This is a genomic window from Streptomyces sp. NPDC017993, from assembly GCF_044328065.1.
In the GTDB taxonomy this organism is placed as follows: Bacteria; Actinomycetota; Actinomycetes; order Streptomycetales; family Streptomycetaceae; genus Streptomyces.
In genome coordinates this window covers 508,635-526,977 of record NZ_JBIRGO010000002.1, presented here as the reverse complement: position 1 = coordinate 526,977, position 18,343 = coordinate 508,635, and the positions used below count along the sequence as shown (strand labels likewise).

At 71.4% G+C, this 18,343-nt stretch carries 13 protein-coding genes, 4 tRNA genes and 1 riboswitch; of the genes, 9 read left to right on the top strand and 8 right to left on the bottom strand.

The window, feature by feature from the left end; all coding sequences use genetic code 11:
• Positions 1-14 precede the first annotated feature (14 nt).
• From ACH4FH_RS05350 to ACH4FH_RS05340, 3 genes are all read left to right on the top strand, one after another.
• Positions 15-554, top strand: a complete 540-nt coding sequence (locus tag ACH4FH_RS05350; protein ID WP_398554376.1) for a hypothetical protein — start codon at positions 15-17, stop codon at positions 552-554.
• 115 nt (positions 555-669) lie between these two features.
• Positions 670-1,533, top strand: coding sequence for a tRNA (guanosine(46)-N7)-methyltransferase TrmB (gene trmB / locus ACH4FH_RS05345; protein WP_398554375.1), 864 nt, complete (start codon positions 670-672; stop codon positions 1,531-1,533).
• Between the two features lie 28 nt (positions 1,534-1,561).
• Positions 1,562-2,989, top strand: a complete 1,428-nt coding sequence (locus ACH4FH_RS05340) for a PrsW family intramembrane metalloprotease (RefSeq protein WP_398554374.1) — start codon at positions 1,562-1,564, stop codon at positions 2,987-2,989.
• A 59-nt stretch (positions 2,990-3,048) separates the two neighbouring features.
• Here ACH4FH_RS05340 and ACH4FH_RS05335 read toward each other — a convergent pair whose 3' ends face one another.
• Complete coding sequence (locus ACH4FH_RS05335; RefSeq protein WP_398554373.1) at positions 3,049-4,005, bottom strand: YDG/SRA domain-containing protein; 957 nt, start codon at positions 4,003-4,005, stop codon at positions 3,049-3,051.
• Between the two features lie 159 nt (positions 4,006-4,164).
• On the opposite strand from ACH4FH_RS05335, the gene ACH4FH_RS05330 reads away from it, so the two are divergent.
• Positions 4,165-4,467: a hypothetical protein gene (locus ACH4FH_RS05330; protein WP_398554417.1), complete on the top strand. Its 303-nt coding sequence runs from the start codon at positions 4,165-4,167 to the stop codon at positions 4,465-4,467.
• Positions 4,468-4,575: 108 nt separating this feature from the next.
• Here ACH4FH_RS05330 and ACH4FH_RS05325 read toward each other — a convergent pair whose 3' ends face one another.
• Both ACH4FH_RS05325 and ACH4FH_RS05320 read right to left on the bottom strand, forming a co-directional pair.
• Positions 4,576-5,538 (bottom strand): aldo/keto reductase, encoded by a 963-nt coding sequence (locus ACH4FH_RS05325; RefSeq protein WP_398554372.1) that lies wholly within the window; start codon positions 5,536-5,538, stop codon positions 4,576-4,578.
• Positions 5,539-5,919: 381 nt separating this feature from the next.
• Positions 5,920-7,134 carry a M23 family metallopeptidase gene (locus ACH4FH_RS05320; RefSeq protein ID WP_398554371.1) on the bottom strand — a complete coding sequence of 405 codons (1,215 nt, stop codon included), beginning with the start codon at positions 7,132-7,134 and terminating at the stop codon, positions 5,920-5,922.
• 11 nt (positions 7,135-7,145) lie between these two features.
• Positions 7,146-7,289, bottom strand: a riboswitch (cyclic di-AMP (ydaO/yuaA leader).
• 538 nt (positions 7,290-7,827) lie between these two features.
• Between ACH4FH_RS05320 and ACH4FH_RS05315 the strand changes: the two genes are divergently transcribed.
• Positions 7,828-8,946 (top strand): DUF2332 domain-containing protein, encoded by a 1,119-nt coding sequence (locus ACH4FH_RS05315; protein WP_398554370.1) that lies wholly within the window; start codon positions 7,828-7,830, stop codon positions 8,944-8,946.
• A 142-nt stretch (positions 8,947-9,088) separates the two neighbouring features.
• Here the strand turns inward: ACH4FH_RS05315 and ACH4FH_RS05310 are convergent, their stop codons facing one another.
• The 4 genes from ACH4FH_RS05310 to ACH4FH_RS05295 form a co-directional block, all read right to left on the bottom strand.
• Complete coding sequence (locus tag ACH4FH_RS05310) at positions 9,089-10,168, bottom strand: PP2C family protein-serine/threonine phosphatase (RefSeq protein ID WP_398554416.1); 1,080 nt, start codon at positions 10,166-10,168, stop codon at positions 9,089-9,091.
• A gap of 612 nt (positions 10,169-10,780) precedes the next feature.
• Positions 10,781-10,853: transfer RNA gene (locus ACH4FH_RS05305), tRNA-Lys, on the bottom strand.
• A 332-nt stretch (positions 10,854-11,185) separates the two neighbouring features.
• The gene (locus ACH4FH_RS05300; RefSeq protein WP_398554369.1) at positions 11,186-13,402 is read right to left on the bottom strand and encodes a DEAD/DEAH box helicase; all 2,217 of its coding nucleotides are present in this window, start codon (positions 13,400-13,402) and stop codon (positions 11,186-11,188) included.
• A 1,035-nt stretch (positions 13,403-14,437) separates the two neighbouring features.
• Complete coding sequence (locus ACH4FH_RS05295) at positions 14,438-14,788, bottom strand: metallopeptidase family protein (protein ID WP_398554368.1); 351 nt, start codon at positions 14,786-14,788, stop codon at positions 14,438-14,440.
• A gap of 195 nt (positions 14,789-14,983) precedes the next feature.
• Between ACH4FH_RS05295 and ACH4FH_RS05290 the strand changes: the two genes are divergently transcribed.
• The 4 genes from ACH4FH_RS05290 to ACH4FH_RS05275 all read left to right on the top strand — a co-directional run bounded on the left by ACH4FH_RS05290 (position 14,984) and on the right by ACH4FH_RS05275 (position 16,980).
• Entirely contained in the window at positions 14,984-16,624 is a 1,641-nt protein-coding gene (locus tag ACH4FH_RS05290; protein WP_398554367.1) for a metallophosphoesterase, read from the top strand.
• A gap of 82 nt (positions 16,625-16,706) precedes the next feature.
• Positions 16,707-16,779, top strand: a tRNA-Glu gene (locus tag ACH4FH_RS05285).
• Between the two features lie 48 nt (positions 16,780-16,827).
• Positions 16,828-16,902: transfer RNA gene (locus tag ACH4FH_RS05280), tRNA-Asp, on the top strand.
• Between the two features lie 4 nt (positions 16,903-16,906).
• Positions 16,907-16,980 (top strand) — tRNA-Phe (locus ACH4FH_RS05275).
• A 173-nt stretch (positions 16,981-17,153) separates the two neighbouring features.
• Here the strand turns inward: ACH4FH_RS05275 and ACH4FH_RS05270 are convergent.
• A complete protein-coding gene (locus tag ACH4FH_RS05270; protein WP_398554366.1) occupies positions 17,154-18,230 on the bottom strand; it encodes an ABC transporter permease in 1,077 nt (358 codons plus the stop codon).
• Positions 18,231-18,343 lie beyond the last annotated feature (113 nt).

Genomic DNA, 18,343 nt, shown 5'->3' with positions numbered 1-18,343 from the left:
TGTCCGGGTACCTGGTGCTGTCCAGGTACCTGGTGCTGACCGGGTACCTGGTACTGACCGGGCGCCGGATTCTGGGCGTACGGCGGGGCCGGCTGCTGACCGCCCTGCGGGCCGGGCGGGTACGCGTAGCCGCCCTGCTGAGGCGGTCCCTGCTGGGGCGGACCCTGCTGCGGGGCCCCCACCGGAGGCGGTCCCTGCTGCGGGAATCCCTGCTGGGGGAATCCCTGCTGCTGGGGATACTGCTCGGCGCCTTGGCCAGGCTGCCCCGGGCCGCCGTACTGGCCGGGAGCACCAGGCTGCTGGGCCTGGCCGGCAGGCGGCTGCCCCGGAGCGCCGTACGGGACCTGACCCATGGGCGGCTGACCGGGGGCACCCTGGGGGCCCGGCTGCGGAGGCATGGGCGGCGGAGCGACCTGGCCCGGGGCCGGCGGGGCTCCCGGCGCTCCCTGGCCGGTCGGCTGTGGCTGTCCCGGATTCTCGGTGCTTCCTTGGCCGCCCTGCGACACGATGAACCGACCCCCTGTATTGATGTTTTCTACGGCCACGCATCGTAGGCACCCCACTGCACCCGGCGCCAACCTGCCCTCTCTTGAGCCCCGCCGGCCGCCCGGCCGTGGTCGTCGACCGGGCCACGGCCGCCCCTGCCCACCCCCGTAGAATCGTCACACTGTGTCCGAGAACCCCCTCACCCCCGCACCCGAGGCCGCAGCGGCCGACGCCCCCGCGACCGATGGCACCCCGCCGGCGGTCGCCCCGGACGCCGGTGGCTCAACCGCCTCCGGTGGCGCGTCCGCTGCCCGCCGCGGTGGGCCGATGTTCCCCGACGGGACCGGCCCCGCCGCAGACCCCGCGGGCTCGCATCACGAGCGTCGGATTCGCTCCTTCCAGCCCCGCCGCAGCCGCGTCTCGCCCAGCCAGGCCGATGCGCTGCGCCGCCTGTGGCCGACGTGGGGGCTGGACATCGACGGTCTCTCCCGTATCGACCTCGACGCGTTCTTCGACGGGCTGCCGGTCGTCCTGGAGATCGGCTTCGGCATGGGTGAGGCGACGGCGCAGATGGCTGCCGCCGACCCTGACACCGGCATCCTCGCCTGCGACGTCCACACCCCCGGGCAGGGCAACCTGCTCGGCCTCGCGGAGCGCAACGGACTGACCAACGTCCGGGTGGCCAACGGCGACGCGATCATCCTCCTGCGCGAGATGCTCGCCCCCGGGTCCCTGGCCGGTCTGCGCGTCTACTTCCCCGACCCCTGGCCGAAGAAGCGCCACCACAAGCGGCGGCTGATCCAGCCGGAGTTCCTCACGCTGGCGACCACCCGGCTCGCTCCGGGTGCCCTGGTGCACTGCGCGACCGACTGGGAGCCGTACGCCGAGCAGATGCTGGAGGTCCTCTCCGCCGAACCGACGCTGGAGAACCTCCACACCTCCTACGCGCCCCGGCCGGACTTCCGCCCGCTCACCAGGTTCGAAGGGCAGGGCCTGGACAAGGGGCACGTCGTCCACGATCTGCTCTTCCGCCGCCGGGCGGTGTAGCGAGAGCGGGCGTGGTTAGGGTCCTTGGGTGTATCCGTCCCAGCCGCCCCCGCATCCGCCCCGCCCGGCGTACGCACCCGACCCACGCCCACCGGCCCACGGCCCTGCCCACGCGCTCGGCCATGCCCCGGCGCACCGCCGGCCGGCGCCCTGGCACAGCAAGACCGTGCGCGCCATCGCGCTGGTCTCACTGCTCGCGCTCTGCGGCGTGGTCATCATCGGGATCGTCCGCCGGCAGACCGGCACCGAGGGGTTTCTGGTCGGGCTCGGACTCGCCGTCTTCCCGGTTCCGCCGCTGATCGCGGCGTTCTGCTGGCTCGATCACATAGAACCCGAGCCGTGGCGCAATCTCGCGTTCGCCTTCACCTGGGGTGCCTGCGCGGCCACGCTCGTCGCGATCCTCGCCAACGGCTTCGCCACCGACTGGCTGGCCGCCAACGTCGCCGCGACGTCCGCGTCGGAGGCCGAGACATGGGGGGCGACCGTCATCGCCCCGATCATCGAGGAATCGGTCAAGGCCGCGGCCGTCCTCCTCCTCTACCGCTTCCGCCGACGCGATTTCGACGGCATCACGGACGGCATCGTCATCGCCGGCATCACCGCCACCGGCTTCGCCTTCACCGAGAACATCCTCTACCTGGGCAGCGCCTTCGGCCAGGACCAGTCCCTTGGCCACTCCGGTCTGGACTCGGCCACCGCGGGCACCTTCTTCATCCGCGTCGTGGTGTCCCCGTTCGCGCATCCGCTCTTCACGACCCTGACCGGCCTGGCGTTCGGCATAGCCGCCGTCCGCTACCCCCGGCGCCGCGCCGCCCGCATCGCGCTGCCCGTACTCGGCCTGCTCACCGCCGTCCTGCTCCACTCCATCTGGAACAGCGCATCGTCCCTCGGCGACCTGGGCTTCCTCACGATCTACGGCCTGTTCATGGTCCCCGTCTTCATCACCGTGACCTGGCTGGCGATATGGGCCCGCCGAGAGGAACTCCTCTCCCTGCGCGGCTACCTCGCCCCCTACACGGCCGCCGGCTGGCTCGCCCCCGCCGAACCGACCGCGCTCTCGTCCCTCAAGACCCGCGCGCTGGCGCGCAACATCGCCCGCCGCGCCCAGGGCCCCGCCGCCGCCCGCGCCGTCACCGAATACACGACCCTCGCCACCACCCTCTCCTTCCACCGACGGCGCGCCCACCTCACGGGCCCCACCCCCGACTTCACCACCCGAGAAGCCGACCTCCTCCACCAACTGTCGCGCTACCGCCCCTGGGCCCACCCGGCACTGGCCCAGGCATTGGTCACCACGCATCGGCCGGTGGCGTCTGGGTGGGTGGGGCCGGCGCCGGCTCCGACGTACAGGCCAGAAGCGGTTTCGTACGGCAGTGCGCATGGCAGTGCGTACGGCGAGGCTCACGCAGACCGTCCGTACGCTGATCGCTCGTCCACAGATCCCGGCCCCTGGTGACCCACGACGATCTCACTCTTGGGAAATGAGGCGACCACCAGCGGGCCGCAGATTACCCGCTACGGCAGGTCATCGAAAAGGTCCGGCGAGACCGTTCGTCCCTCCCAACGCCCTCGGTGCTTCCGTACGCGCTCCACGTCTATCTGATGTTCCTTGACCTGCCGCAACGCGCGAATGAACGTATGCGTCAGCCCGTCAATCACATCGAATCCATCCGTGAGCTGACGAGCGCCACGATCAAAGAGCGCATGGCAGTTCGGGCAGAGGCACAGGACGTTCTCCAGTCTGTCGGGACCGTTGTGCGGGGCTCCCAATGCCTGGATATGAGCTGCCTCGCTGATGGCATTTCCCTCGGGTGACACCACCAGGCGAAGGCCACACATCTGGCAGGTGTTGTCGTACATTTCTTTGACAGTTCGGACCACCTTGGAGTCGCGCAGACGGCGCTCGTACGCGACGGTGCGCCGGACCTGCTCCTCTAGGCCGGTGGCCTTGTCCTCGTCCGGCGCCACCGGTTGCGGCTTCACTGTCTCGCCCGGCTCCATCTTGAGGAGCCGGAACTGGCAGACACGGAAACCTTCCTTGCCGATGGTGATCCAGTGGTCCGCCACACGGAAGAGACCGCAGTACTGGTAGCCGTCGGTAGGCTGCCGCCGAGTCGAGCTAATTTTCAAGCCGCGAATGACGCGTACGGGGTTTCCTAGCGCTTGGTTGAGCAGAAGGCCGGCGTTGCCTCGCGAATCCATGGTCTGGTCGGAGACCATGGACTTCGTGCTCCGGTCGCGGCCACCCTCACCCGTGTAGATGATCTCGGTCTCGCCGTACTCATCGTCGAGGTAACCGCCGGAGAGCACAATGGAATCGACGCCTTTGGTCGCGGTTCCCGAGATCCCCATTCCTAATTGACGGTGCACGCCCGCGGCGTGCAACTCCGCGTGCCCCTTGAAGCGTTGCCCTTCTTGCACACCTGGGGGAGTTCCAAACGTGACGGGGTTTGCTGCTCTCGTCTTCGCCATGCGCGGATAATGCCAACTATTCGATCACTTCATGCCGGACCTGACCAGACTGTGGTGACTCACACAGGCGGCCGACCAACGATCCGAACACCGCCCCCGTGTTCGTAAAGACCCGGGCGTACTCTCGGGGGAGTTGTCTCTGATGTGGAGGTTTATGCGATGGCCGGCGTACCGACAAGTGTGGTGGCCGCGAGTGGCCTTGTGGCCGGCTACGGCCTGGCCCGTTGGACCAAGAAGCGGCCGCTCGGTGGGGTGGCGCTGGCTGCGGCCGGTGTCGTGGCGGCGCGAGGGTGGCAGCAGAAGGCCGGCGGGGCGACGGCTGCGGCGTTGAGTGGGGCTTATGTGGCGGCGTTCGCCGGGTCGCATCCGTTGGCGAAGAAGATCGGCGCGTGGCCTTCGGTGTTCGCGGTGGCGGGTGGCGTCGCGCTCGCTTCGTGGGTGGCGGTCGATCGGCGCAAGTAGCGGCAACAGGGACAGGGCCGCCACGGCGGTCACCGCCCCGGCACACGCTGAGGGCGGCTGCGCGTGGGTGCGCAGCCGCCCTCAGCGACGGTGGGGAAGGGGTGGAGCTCAGGCCGATGCCTCGGTGAGGAGGGTCAGTTCGTCGTCGGAGAGGACGAGGTCGCCGACCGCGAGGAGCGCCGGGAGCTGGGCGACCGTGCGGGCGCTGGCGATGGGAGCCGCGACGGTGGGCCGGGCGGCGAGCCAGGCGAGGGCGACGGTGGCGATCTCGGCCTCGTGGGCGACGGCGACGGAGTCGAGGGCCTGGAGGACGCGGCGGCCACGGTCGGTCGTCAGGTGCTTGGCTGCCCCTTCGGCGCGGGCGCTTTCGACGGTCGCGCCGGCGCGGTACTTGCCGGTCAGGAAGCCCGAGGCAAGGGCGTAATACGGGACCGCGGCGAGGCCGTTCCGGGCGGCGACGTCGGCGAGTTCGCCCTCGTAGGTGTCGCGGGAGACCAGGTTGTAGTGCGGCTGCAGGGCGACGTACCGGGCCAGGCCCTCGCTCGTGGAGAAGGCCAGGGACTCCTCCAGGCGCCGCGCGGAGATGTTGGATGCGGCGATCTCGCGGACCTTGCCGGCCCGGACGAGATCGTCGAGGGCGGTCAGGAACTCCGAGACCTCTACCGACTCGTCGTCGTAGTGGGTGTAGTAGAGGTCGATGTAGTCGGTGCGCAGGCGGGTCAGGGACTCGTCGACGGCGCCCTTGATGGTGGCCGCGGACAGACCCTTGAAGTCGGGGTGCGCGCCGACCTTGGTGGCGATCACGACGTCCTCGCGGTTGCCACGCGCGGCCAGCCAGTTGCCGATGACGGTCTCGGACTCGCCGCCCTTGTTGCCCGGCACCCAGGCCGAGTAGACGTCAGCGGTGTCGATGAAGTTGCCGCCGCCCGCCACGTACGCATCGAGCACGGCGAAGGACTCGGCTTCGTCCGCCGTCCAGCCGAAGACATTGCCGCCGAGAGACAGCGGGGAGACGGAGAGCGAGCCGAGGGTCTTGTGTGTCGCGCCGGGGTTCTTGTGTGTCGCGGTCATGCGTGGTTGCAGCGTTGATGCGCTGTGGAAAATTCCCCCGCCTTGCCTGGTACCCGGGTGGCGAGCCCGATTCCCGGGCGGCGGCGGTCCGGACGAGGAGAGGGGAGCGGCGAGCGGGGGAAGCCGTTGACGGTTCCCCGTGTGGCGGGCGTGATCGGCGTGGCCGGTGGTCTGGCCGCCTCCGCAGCTCAGGCCCCCGGCAGCACGGAGGCCGCGCCCGTTCGGGGCGCGGCCTCCAGGAGCGCGGCTCGCACGGCGGTGGAGGACCACCAACCGGTTGGCCGGGGCACTACCTCACACGCGGCCCCGCCTCAACGCCGAGCCCGCCTCAACGCTGAGCACCGCCTCACACACAACTCCCGCCCCACACGAACCCGCTCCTCACACGTTCACCCCGTGATCGCGCAGCCACGGCATCGGGTCGATGGGGTCGCCGGCGCCCGGGCGGACCTCCAGGTGGAGGTGGGGGCCGGTGACGTTGCCGGTGGCGCCGACGCGGCCGATGACGTCGCCGGCGTTCACCTCGCCGGAGGTCTTCACCATGGACGACAGGTGGCAGAACCAGAGTTCGGTGCCGTCGTCGAGGGTGAGGACGATGCGGTAGCCGTACGCGCCGGCCCAGCCCGCCTGGGTGATCTTGCCGGAGTGCACGGCCTTGACGAGCGTGCCGGTCGGTGCGGCGAAGTCCTGGCCGGTGTGGTCGGCCGACCAGCGGTCGCCGGCCTGGCCGAAGCTGGCGGTGAGGGTGTACGAGGAGACGGGGGCGATAAAGCTCCGCGCGAGCTTGGCGAGGCGCTCGGCCTCCGCCTTCTTGCGGGCCGCTTCCTCCGCCTCGCGCTTGGCCTCCAGCTCCGCCGCCTTCTTGGCCGCGGCAGCCTTCTCGGCCAACTTGCGGTGCTCGGCCGCGCCCTCCTCGGCCTTCTCGATGGCCGCGTCCTCCGCGGCGTCGCGCGCCTGCTGCTCGCCTGCGCCCTGCTGGGCGTCGGCCTGCTGCAGGATGCGGTTGCGCAGTGTCTCGCCCGCGCCCTTGCCCTGGGCGGCGAGGGGGGTGCCGGCGACCGCGGAGTCCGCGCCGGCCGCGGCGGATGCCGCGGAATCGGAGTCCTCGTCCGCGTCGGATATGAGGTCACCGATGCCGGGGAGCGACTTGGCGTCCGGCAGTTTCTCGGAGAGGTCGTCGGCCATGCCGCTGACGTCCGGCATGGAGATCGGGACCGGCGGCCGGCCCTCGGCCGTGGCCATCCCGCCCGCGCCGACCGCGGCGATCACGCCGACGCCCAGGACCGTGCTGCTGCGGGCGAGTCCGCCGCCGCGCTGTTTCCCCACCCGGTGCTTGCCGCGGACGGGGCGGATGGACTCCTCGGTGGGGTTCCACTCCTCCCACGGTCCGTCGCCGTCACGATCCGCGGCAGGGAATCCGAAGCCGGAGTCAGGGCCGTCAAAGGATCCTCGGCCCTCAAGGGAACCTCGGCCGTCAAAGGACGCTCGGCCGTCAAAGGGCCCTTGACCGTCGAGGGAACCCGGGCCGTCGAAGACGCTCCGGTCATCGAGGTCGTAGGCGGACGAAGGCTCGGGGGTAGGCCTGTTGGACGCCACGGGGGCGCACTCCTTTCCTTCCTTCTCGCCTACCGGGTTAGCTGACGGGTTCGGAGCAGGAAGGTCTCCTACGGACATCCTCTGACGAGAGCGTCCGATTCACCCCAAGGTGGTGGTTCCCCGGTTCCCTTGGTGCAGTTCGGTGCGGTTCGGTGCGCCGTCAACGGACTCGGCAGAGCCGGCGTCTTCCGCGGTTCCGGCCGACGGCTTCCGGCTTCGGTGCGACTCGGTGCACTTCGGTACTGCTGGAGCAGTTCGTGCGGCCGGCCGGTGCGAGGTGCGGTGGCGACGTGCGCGAAGTGCGGGAGATGCGTGAAGTGCGGGAGTTACGTGAAGTTCGGAGCGAGGCTGGAGACACGGAGGGTGCGGCATTGCCGGGAGTGCTGAAGGTGCGGGAGTGCGTGAAGTGCGCTTACGGGATTCGGCGTCGGCGCGCGGTGCCGCCACTTGCGACGGCTGGGACGACCGCGCTGCGTTATCGGACAGTAATAGAGATCGCCACTGATTTCCAAGCGTTCCCGGGAATCCGTATGTGCTCCGTAGGAGCTTTGGCGTGGACTTTTCCACCCACGGACTCCCCAACCCGTGCGAGTTGACCGCACCGCTCCAAACGATCTCGCGACGATCGTGCGCCAGTCGTTATGCGCAGGGGTGCCCGGCGATCACGGAGTGTGAGGGCAGTAACGTCGGATCATGGTCGTCAACGTCGTCAACAGCGCGCAGACAGTGGCCGATCGGTACCGGGAGTTCTCCTGGCAGCAGGCGCGGGGGCAGTCCGACGCCCATGAGGAGCTGACCGCACGGATCAGTCAGGACGCCGAGTTCTGCGATGTGCTCGCGGGTTCGCTGCCCGCGGGGAACAAGCAGCAGCCCAACCTCCTCCTCGCCGCCGTCCGCTATCTCGACGGTCCGCACGCCGAACAGGGCCCACACGGTGAGGCGGCGTACGGACGCTGGCGGGAATGGACGATCCGGCACTGGGACGAGGTCCGCGCGGTGATCATGCAGCGCGGCACCCAGACCAACGAGCCGGCCCGCTGCGCCACCCTGCTGCCGCTGCTCGCCCGGCTGCCGCAGCCGCTGGCGCTGCTCGAGGTCGGCACGTCGGCCGGGCTGTGTCTGCACCCCGACCGCTACCGCTATCGCTACGAGGGCGGGGCCGAGGGGCACGGCCACGGCGCCCAGGAGGTGGGCACCCCTGGGAGCCCGGTGACGTTCACGTGCCGTACGAGCCGGGCGGCGCCCCCGTCGGCGGACGGCCCATACGCACCCGCGCCCGGGGCCACCGCGCTGCCGGAGATCGTCTGGCGTGGGGGCATCGATCTGGACCCGCTCGACCCGGTCGACCGGGTCGACGACAACCGCTGGCTGCAGGCCCTCGTCTGGCCCGGGCAGCGGGCGCGCGCGGACCGGCTCGCGGCCGCCGTCGAAGCGGTACGGGACGCGCCCCGCCCCACGCTCGTACGCGGGGATCTGATCGACGAGCTGCCGGCGCTGGCCGCGGCGGCTCCACGGGAGGCGACGCTGGTCATCTTCCACAGCACCGTGCTGATGTATCTGTCGCCGGCCCGCCGTGCGGAGTTCGCCCGGCTCGTCCGGTCCATCCTCGCCGAGCGGGACGGCCCCGGGCACTGGATCTCCAACGAGCACCACACCGAGCTGCCCTGGATCACCGACCCGGCGCACGATGCCCTGCCGCCCGAGTACGCACACCTGCTGACCCTTTCGCTGGACGAGCAGCCGGTCGCCCTCACCGGCCCGCACGGCCAGAGCCTGCACTGGCTCCGGGAACCCGACCTCCGGGCGGGCTGACCGCCCGGCGCCGGACGGACGGGCCCGACGGTGGCAAGGCCGGAAGCCGCAGAGCCCGAAGGCGAACGAGCCCGAAGGCCGCCGCAAGGCCAGTGGCCGCAAAGCCCGTAACAGGAACTGAGCCCGCAGCAGGAACTCCCGCCTAGACCCCCAGCGGCCGCTGTACCGCGAGCAGCGCCATGTCGTCCGCCGGCGCGCCTCCCGTGTGCCGCGCGACGTCCTTCGCCAGCAGATCGAGGAGGTCCGCCGGGCCGTTGAAATGGCGGCCGCGCAGCCTGGACGACGGGTCGTAGAACCGATTGGCGAGGTTCCGGGCCTCGGTCACCCCGTCGGTGAACAGCAGCAGCAGCGAACCGGCCGGGAAGAACGTCTCGTCCGCCCGGTCCGGCCACCCCGCCACCTCGCTCATCCCCAGCGGCAGCGCCGGCGTCGCAGGGGCCAGTTCGCGCAGGCCGCCGTCCGGGGTGAGCAGCAGCGGGGGCGGGTGGCCACGATTGAGGACGCGCAGCACGGAGTGCTCCTTGGAGGGGATCTCCGCCAGGACGGCCGTGGTGAACCCCTCGAACTCGTCGAGCCCGTCGCGTCGTCTGCCCTCGCGTTGCAGCGCCCGCTCCAGCCGGCCCGCCACCGCCTCCAACGAGGTCTCCTGCTCCGCCGCCTCCCGGAAGGCGCCGATGACGATCACGGCGGCCTCCACCGCCTCCAGGCCCTTGCCGCGCACGTCGCCGACGATCATCCGTACGCCGTGCGGGGTGTCCTGCACCGCGTAGAGGTCGCCCCCGATCCGGGCGTCCGCCCTGGCCCCCACGTAGCGCGCGGCGACCGCGAGGCCACCGATCCGGTCCGCGGGCGTCGGCAGTACGGCCCGCTGCGCGGCCTCCGAGACGTCCCGTACGGAGGCCAGCCGGGCGTCGTTCCTGCGGACGGCGCGGTTGATGCCGAGAGCCAGCACGGCGACGATCAGGACGGTCACGGCCTCGGTGGTCGACTCGTGGGCGTCCGTCGTGCCGTGGTAGACGACGGACCAGAGTTCGCCGATGACGGCCGCGGCGGCGACGGCTGCCGTGGTGCGCAGCGAGTAGAGAGGCGCCGCGACGAGCGGGGCGGCGGAGAAGAACGGCGAGGCGGTGTACTGCGCCGGCGTCGCCACGTCGAAGACCACGCCGCCGACGATCAGGATGAGCGGCAGCCAGCGCGCCAGCCGGCGGCCGGACGGCGACATCCGGGCCCGGCGCGCTCGCCGCTCCTGGTCGCCCGTGCGGGCCCTGTCGCCTCCGAGTGTCCGCACAGGCCCTCTTCCCCCTTCCGCCCACCACTCCCGGCGCCGGCTCCCGGTGTTCGGCCCAGCTCGCCGCTCCCGACTGTCCGCCTCTTCCCGTTTGTCCGGACCGCCCGTCAGCGGTCATGGCGTCGGGCGTGCTCGGCCGTAGCGGTCATCGCGTCGGATCGTCGCCGTACTTGCTCACGGCGTCGGGAGTCGTCGCGCTGCCGTGCGGCTCCCTCGGCTTTCCCAAGGCTTTCCGTTACGGGGCCGCGGGGCGAGTCCTCATGGGCCGGACGGGTCACGGCGCGGGCCGGGCGGGCGATACCACCGTGGCCTCGTCACCGCCATCAGGTGAGCGACCACCGACACCCGAAAGCGGGCAAGGCCGGGACAGGTGCCGGGGCCTGACGGGACAACCGGGGCGGCGCGGACCGCCGGACGACCCGCGCCACCGCACCGCATCCACCACCCGGCCGCTCCCACCCCCGAAACACAGCTGTGCCCCGGCCGCTCTCGCGCACGCCGGGGCACAAAATTGCTGGTCAGCCCCTTACGGGGCGTCAGAAACGGTGGGCCATCAGGGGCTCGAACCCTGAACCAATGGATTAAAAGTCCACTGCTCTGCCAATTGAGCTAATGGCCCGCACCGAGCAGCATAGCCCGACCAGGTGCCGCAGCCCGAAGCCATTAGGCATCGGCTGTCCTGACGGGCCGGCCCGACCCCTCCCTGAGGGGCTCCCGGCACGTCGTCGGCAGCTCCCTCGGACGGGCGACCCGGCAGTCGCACGCGCCCTCCGAGCCGCCCGCAGGACCGGGCAGCCCGGCGCCCGTCCCTCTGGAACCACCGCCCCGGGGCAACCCACTCCGCCCGGCTCCCCGGTCAACGCACAGGGCCCGTACGGCACTTGCGTGTCATACGGGCCCTGCGATGCCTCAGTTGGCCGACGTGTCGGCCGATGCGGTCAACCGGAACGGTCAGCCGTTGCGCTTCCAGCGCGGCTTGTCGTCACGACGGCCGAAGGAGCCGGTCGCGGTGCCGGTGCCACGGTGCTCGTCGCGACGGCCGTGCGGACGGTCGCCGCCACCGGAGCGGAAGCCACCGGACGACGGACGGCCACCGGAGCGGTCGTCACGGTTGAACGGACGGTCGCCGCCACCGGAGCGGAAGCCACCGGACGACGGACGACCAGCGGAGCGGTCATCGCGGTTGAACGGACGGCTCGGACGGTCGCCGCGGTCGCGGTTGAAACCGCCGCCGGAGCGGTCGTCGCGACGGTCACGGTTGAAACCGCCACCCGACCGGTCATCACGACGGTCACGGTTGAAGCCACCACCGGAACGGTCATCACGACGGTCACGGTTGAAACCGCCACCCGACCGGTCATCACGACGGTCACGGTTGAAGCCACCACCCGACCGGTCATCACGACGGTCACGGTTGAAGCCACCACCCGACCGGTCATCACGACGGTCACGGTTGAAACCGCCACCCGACCGGTCATCACGACGGTCACGGTTGAAGCCACCACCGGAACGGTCATCACGACGGTCACGACGGTCGAAGTTGCCCCGGTCGTCGCGACGGTCGTCACGGCGCTCGTAGGAGGAGGAGCGACGCGGCGCCTCGTCCGACGTAGCCTGGGCCGGCACGGTGACCTCGGGCGCCTCGGCGGGTGCCTCGGTGGTCGCGGCAGCGGCGGCGAGCGCCTCGGCCGGGTCCTCGCCGCGCTCGCGGGCGGCACGGGCGGTCAGCCGGTCCGCCTCCTCGCGCAGCTCGGTGGCACGGCGCTGCAGACGCTCCAGCTCGCGGGTCAGCTCATCCACCTCGCGCTCCGCCTGCTTGGCGGAGTTGTTCGCGCCGTCGGCCTGGACCTCGGTGAGCGAACGCGCGCCGGTGATCCGGGCGACGTCGTCGTCGAAGGCACCGGCGCCGCCGACGATGTGGCGCGAGGCGTCCACGCCCGCGTCCTCCATCAGGCGGAAGATCTGCCGGCGCTGGTGCGGCAGCGACAGCGAGACGACCGTGCCGGACTGGCCGGCGCGGGCGGTACGGCCCGAGCGGTGCAGGTAGTCCTTGTGGTCACCGGCCGGGTCGACGTTCAGGACCAGGTCGATGCCGTCGACGTGAATACCGCGGGCGGCGACGTCGGTCGCGACGAGCGCGTTGACGTAGCCGTCCTTGAAGTCGGCGAGGACGCGGGTACGGGCGCCCTGCGTCATGCCGCCGTGCAGCGCGTCCGCCTTCACGCCGGACTCGACGAGCTGCTCGGCGATACGGTCGGCGCCCAGCTGCGTGCGGACGAAGATGATCGTGCGGCCCTTGCGGGCGGCGATCGCGGCCGTGACCGGCGCCTTGTCCTTCGGCTTCACGACGAGGACGTGGTGGGTCATGGTCGTGACGTTGCCCTGGGCGGAGTCGACCTCGTGGGTGACCGGGTTGCTCAGGTAGCGCTTGACCAGGGTGCCGATCTCGTTCTCCATGGTGGCGGAGAAGAGCATGCGCTGGCCGCCGCCGGGGATCTGGTCGAGCAGCTCGGTGACCTCGGGCAGGAAGCCCAGGTCGGACATCTGGTCGGCCTCGTCGAGGACCGCGACCTGGACGTTCTCCAGGGAGCAGGCGCCACGGTTGATGATGTCGCGCAGCCGGCCCGGGGTGGCGACGAGGACGTCGACACCGCGCTCCAGGGCGTAGATCTGGTTGCCCATGGACGTACCGCCGCAGACGACCTTCATCTTCAGGCCGAGCACGTCGCCGTACGGCTGCAGCGCGTCCGCGACCTGCATCGCGAGCTCACGGGTCGGGGTGAGGATGATCGCGCGGGGCTTCTTCTTCTCGGTGTTGCCGCCGGCCAGCGTGGCCAGGGTCGGCAGACCGAAGGAGAGGGTCTTGCCGGAGCCGGTGCGGCCGCGGCCGAGGATGTCCTTGCCGGCCAGGGCGTCCGGGATGGTCGCGGCCTGGATCGGGAAGGGGGTGGTGACGCCGTTCTGGGCCAGCTTGCGGACGATGCCCTCGGGCAGGCCGAGGGAAGCGAAGGTGACGGTCGGCTCGGCGGCCGCGTCGGGGGTCTGGGCATCGGCGGCGGACTCGGCCGCGTCGGTCACCGGGGCGGCGGCCGTCTCGGCCGTCTCGATCGCCTCGGGAGCCGTCTGCTCGTCTGCGGGCATGACGGGGTGCTCAGTGGAAATTGACATGCGAAATGCGAAACCTTCCGGAGTCTCGGCACGCGCCCAAACTCCGTGTGTTTCACAAAGACCGCCTCTATGCGGTCAGCCACGGCAAGGGAGAGAACGCGCCACGCGGCGCGCTTCTTTTCTGGCGCCGGGCAAATGGGATCAAACGATCTACCACCATACGCACTCCGCCCCCCGGAAGGCAAATACGCCCCTCGACGGTCCAACCCGCCCCCGCCACGGCTCCCCGCACGGCGCTCACGCCCCCGGTTCGACCTGCGAAAACATCGGAGAGGACGGCAGAGGACCGGACGCCTGCGCCGAGGGCGGCGGGCTGCTCGGCGGCGGAGTGGGTTCCGCGGGCGGCGTGGTGGGGGTCGGTGAGGGCGGCGGCGAGGACGGCCGGTCGGGGCGCGACGGCACCGGGTCCGGGTCACCTCCGGACCCGCCCGCACCACCGGAGCCGCCGTGCCCCGCGCCGGGCTCCGGGCCGGACGGCGCGACCGGACGCTTCGGCGTCGCCGGCACGGATGCCGTCGGCGTCGCACCCGCCGACGGCTCCGCGGTTCCGGCCGCCCGCTGCGCTTCGCCGGTACGCCCCATCCGCCGGGGACCGTCGCCGCGCCCGTCGGCCGTGACCCCGCCGGGCCCTGGCTCGGCGTCCTTCCCGTCCTGCCGGGCGGAGCTGCCCGACGGCTTCGGGGGCTCCGCGTCACTCACGCTCAGGCAGCCGGACAGGGAGGCGGCCAGCGCCGAGACGGTCACCGCGGCGGCGGTGACCCGAGCCAGCGACCGGCCCGCGGGCAGGGCGGGAGCGGACCGAACGAGACGCCGGGCGGCCGGGGACGGCTCGGGGGACGGCGCGGCACTCACCGACGGGGACGGCGTCGGCGAGGAAGCGGGACCGGATGGGGAACCGGGACGGAAGCGGGGACGGGAAGGGATCGGGCGCACGGGCGGGGACCTCCGGATCCGGAGCGCAGGGACAGCGGCGACGGACGCCCTGCCCAACTCCCGCCCCGGGCTTGAGGACACGCGTACCGCAGGCCCGATCGCTCAGCCGTAGCCCAGCGCGTGCAGCCGCTCGTCGTCGATGCCGAAGTGGTGCGCGATCTCGTGAACGACCGTCACCTCGGTCTCGGCGACCACGTCCTCGCGCGTCGCGCACATCCGCAGCGTGGGTCCCCGGTAGATCGTGATCCGGTCCGGGAGCACACCGGCGTACCACTCCCCGCGGTCGGTCAGCGGCGTCCCTTCGTACAGCCCGAGCAGCTCGGGGTCGTCGGACGGGGGCTCGTCCTCGACGAACACCGCCACGTTGTCCATCAGCCGGGTCAGCTCCGGGGGGATCCGGTCCAGCGCCTCTGCGACCAGTTCCTCGAACTCCTCGCGCGTCATTTCCAGCACACCACCATTCTCCGCTACCCGGCCCCGGAACCGGGCGTCGAGGACCGCGGTCGGCGCGCGGCTGCGGACCGCACCATCGGCCCCACCGTCCCTTCCCGCACCACCTGTCCCGCACGCATGGCCGTGACAGGTCTCCCGCCACGGACCGGCGCGCCTCGCCGCTTACTGGGCACCACGGTGGGGCATACGGGCCCAATGGCCCGCGTAGCGCGCTCCCGGACACTGACCACCGACACCTCGGCACCTCTCCCGCTCCGGCTGCTTCGAGCCACGCTCGACGGCGTACGGAGACTGCCCGGCACCGTCCGCCGCCACTACCGCTCCCGCCGTACGGCCCCCGTCCTCGCCCTCGCCCCGTCGCCGCACCCCTACAGCCGCGCCCTCGGCCTGGCGGCCGTCACCGTCCTCGGCGCCTGGCTCGGGCTGCTCGTCACCGGCGGCATCCACGCCCCGGTGGGACCGATGGACACCCACATGACGCTGCGGCCCTCCCTGACCGGCGGCACCAGGATCAATGTCTCGCCGCTCGGCGACCTGGAACTCAGCAGTCACCACGGCCCCATACGGCTCGATGTCGACGTCGACCGGCTCGACCCGGTCCGCTCCCAGGAGCTGGTCGACCATCCCGAGCGCTTCGCCGGCCTGCAGGCGCAAGTCACCCACGACGTCACCCGCGGCACCGCGGGACTCGCCCTGAATGCCTGTGCCGCCGTGGCGTTTGGCGCCACCGCGCTGGGCCTGGCCGTCTACCGCAGGCCCCGCCGCGCCCTGGCCGCCGGCGGCCTGGCGCTCACCCTCCTCGCCACCTCCGGCGCGGCCGCCTACGCCACCTGGAACCCGAAGTCCGTACTGGAGCCGAAGTTCTCCGGACTGCTCTCCTCGGCCCCGTCCGTGGTCGGCAACGCACGCAACATCGTCAGCGAATTCAACGTCTACCAGCAGGAGTTGGCCCGCCTGGTCACCAACGTCACCAAGCTCTACGACGCCACCTCGACGCTGCCGACGTACCAGCCGGACCCGACCACCATCCGGGTGCTGCACGTCTCCGACATCCACCTCAACCCCGGCAGCTGGCGGATCATCGAATCCCTCGTCAAGCAGTACCGGATCGACGTGATCATCGATACCGGCGACACCATGGACCACGGCTCGGCCGCCGAGAACCACTTCCTGGACCCCGTCTCCACCCTCGGGGCCCCGTACGTCTGGGTGCGCGGCAACCACGACTCCCAGACCACGCAGAAGTACCTGACCGGGCGCAAGCACGTCACCGTGCTCGACGACGGCCGGGTCACGCAGGTCGCCGGGGTGCGCATCGCGGGCGTGGGCGACCCGCAGTTCACCCCCGACCGCTCCGTGCTGCCCGCCGGCGACCCCTCCGAGCGGACCGCGGGCGGCCGGCTCGCCGACTCGCTGCGCACCCAGCGCCTGGCCGGCACACCCGTCGACATCGCGCTGGCGCACAACCCCACCGCGGCGACCGAGGCGGACGGCCTGGTCCCGCTGGCGCTCGCGGGGCACATCCACCACCGCGAGAACAGGATGCTCCCCCAGGGCACCCGTCTGATGGTCGAGGGCTCCACGGGCGGCGGCGGGCTGCGCGCGGTGCAGAACAAGAAGCCCGAGCAGGTCCGCGCCTCGGTGCTCTACCTGGATCGCACGACCAAGCGGCTCCAGGCGTGGGACGAGATCACGCTCGGCGGCCTGGGCCTGTCGCGGGCCGAGGTGAGCCGGCACCTCCCACGGGAGAACCAGCCCGGCGCCACACCCGAGCCGCCCCGCTCCCCGAGCCCTTCGGCGCAGCGGTCCAGAGCACCCTCGGAGGGCCCCGGGTAAACCGTTTTGGCGAACGGTCCTCCCATCCCATATGCTTCTCACGTCCCCGACGGCGCCGGTAACGACGCCAAGGTGGCCACCAGCCCTCATCGTCTAGTGGCCCAGGACGCCGCCCTTTCAAGGCGGTAGCACGGGTTCGAATCCCGTTGGGGGCACGCATTACCGTGTGCGAGACTGGTTCACGCCGCTTTCGCGCAATGCAAGGTCCTGTGGAGCAGTTTGGAGTGCTCGCCACCCTGTCAAGGTGGAGGCCGCGGGTTCAAATCCCGTCAGGACCGCTGCGGCTGGGTAGCTCAGTTGGTACGAGCGATCGCCTGAAAAGCGATAGGTCGCCGGTTCGACCCCGGCCCCAGCCACACCCTTTGGGAGAAGGCCCCGATCCAGTGGATCGGGGCCTTCTTCGTGTGCGGCGTGCGGCGTGCGGCGGAGCCGGACACGGGCCGGGCCGCGAGGGCGATCCCGGCGGATATGGCCGCCCCCACCCGAACGCCGTAGTCCCACGGTCCGGCTCATCGCACCGGCCGCGCCGTCAGCCGGCGGCTTCCGCGTGTGCGGGGGCAGCTTCGCGGCCACCCGGATGACGGTGGCGCCAGACCCAGAAGACCGTGCTCGCGAGCACCGACCACCCGGCCAGCACCAGAAAAGGAAAAAGATGCTGGTGGCCGCCGAAGTAGACGGCGGTGTGCTGGGCGTTGACCGAACCTCCCGGCGGAAGCCAGCGGCCGATATGGCCCAGGGCGGACGGCAGCAGCGGCCAGGACACCGCGCCACCGGAGGACGGGTTGCCCAGCAGCACCATCAACCCCCAGGTGGGGATCATCGCCCAGCGCCCGATCAGGGTGTTGAACATCGTGAAGACCATGCCGGACGTGAACATCGTCAGCGCCAGGATCAGCCACGACTCCACGAAGGGCAGGTCCAGGGCGCCCAGCCACCAGTCCACCACCGCGGCGATGGCGAAGCCGCCCAACAGGGCGTACACCACGGTGAACGCGGTCCGCTCCGCGGGATTGAGGGCACGCGCGTGCACGCTGAGCTGGATGGCCCCGACGAAACCGATGATCACCGCGGCCAGCGAGATGTAGAAGAGCGCGAGGCCGCGCGGGTCACCCTCCTGCAGCGGCTTGATGTCCTTGAGCCGGACGTCCACCCCGACCGCCTTGCCGACCTTCAGGCCCGATTCGCCCAGCAGCTGCGCCACCGACGCGCCCGAAGCCGCGGCCACATCCAGCTCCACGCCCCGGCCGCGCGGCTGAAGGATCGCGAACTCCCGCTGCTCCTCGACGGCCTCCAGGGCCTCGCCGTAGGTGCCGTACCCGGTCAGCCGCAGCGAGGCGTTCAGCGCCTTCTCCATGCCCGCCGCGAACGCCTTCTCCTGCGGGGCGTCGAGCGAGCCGACCACGGCGGTCGGGATGTGCCGCGGCGCCGGCTTGGCCATGGTCGAGGTGTATGAGCCGGCGAACAGCCCGGCCGCCGCCGCGAGGATGAACACCAGCACGATCGCGGGGAGGAACGGTGACTCCTTGAAGGCCGCCCATTTCTCCGCCCGGGTCGGACGCCTTCCGTGGGCACCGTGCGGAACATGCTCACCGCGCTGATCAGACATGTGAACACGCTAAAGCAATGATCACGGACATACCCCTACAGGTCCCCCCCACGCGGCCGTCGCGGAAGCCCCGGCTCCGCCGCGCCGACCGGTTCCCGGCACGGCTGCGAGGG

What these genes read in the sequence shown, in the direction of transcription:
- ACH4FH_RS05335 (WP_398554373.1), bottom strand. Translation starts at nt 4,005, where the DNA reads ATGGCGAAGACGAGAGCAGCAAACCCCGTCACGTTTGGAACTCCCCCA.
- ACH4FH_RS05330 (WP_398554417.1), top strand. Translation starts at nt 4,165, where the DNA reads ATGGCCGGCGTACCGACAAGTGTGGTGGCCGCGAGTGGCCTTGTGGCC.
- ACH4FH_RS05325 (WP_398554372.1), bottom strand. Translation starts at nt 5,538, where the DNA reads ATGACCGCGACACACAAGAACCCCGGCGCGACACACAAGACCCTCGGC.
- ACH4FH_RS05315 (WP_398554370.1), top strand. Translation starts at nt 7,828, where the DNA reads ATGGTCGTCAACGTCGTCAACAGCGCGCAGACAGTGGCCGATCGGTAC.
- ACH4FH_RS05310 (WP_398554416.1), bottom strand. Translation starts at nt 10,168, where the DNA reads ATGTCGCCGTCCGGCCGCCGGCTGGCGCGCTGGCTGCCGCTCATCCTG.
- ACH4FH_RS05300 (WP_398554369.1), bottom strand. Translation starts at nt 13,402, where the DNA reads ATGTCAATTTCCACTGAGCACCCCGTCATGCCCGCAGACGAGCAGACG.
- ACH4FH_RS05290 (WP_398554367.1), top strand. Translation starts at nt 14,984, where the DNA reads ATGGCCCGCGTAGCGCGCTCCCGGACACTGACCACCGACACCTCGGCA.
- ACH4FH_RS05270 (WP_398554366.1), bottom strand. Translation starts at nt 18,230, where the DNA reads ATGTCTGATCAGCGCGGTGAGCATGTTCCGCACGGTGCCCACGGAAGG.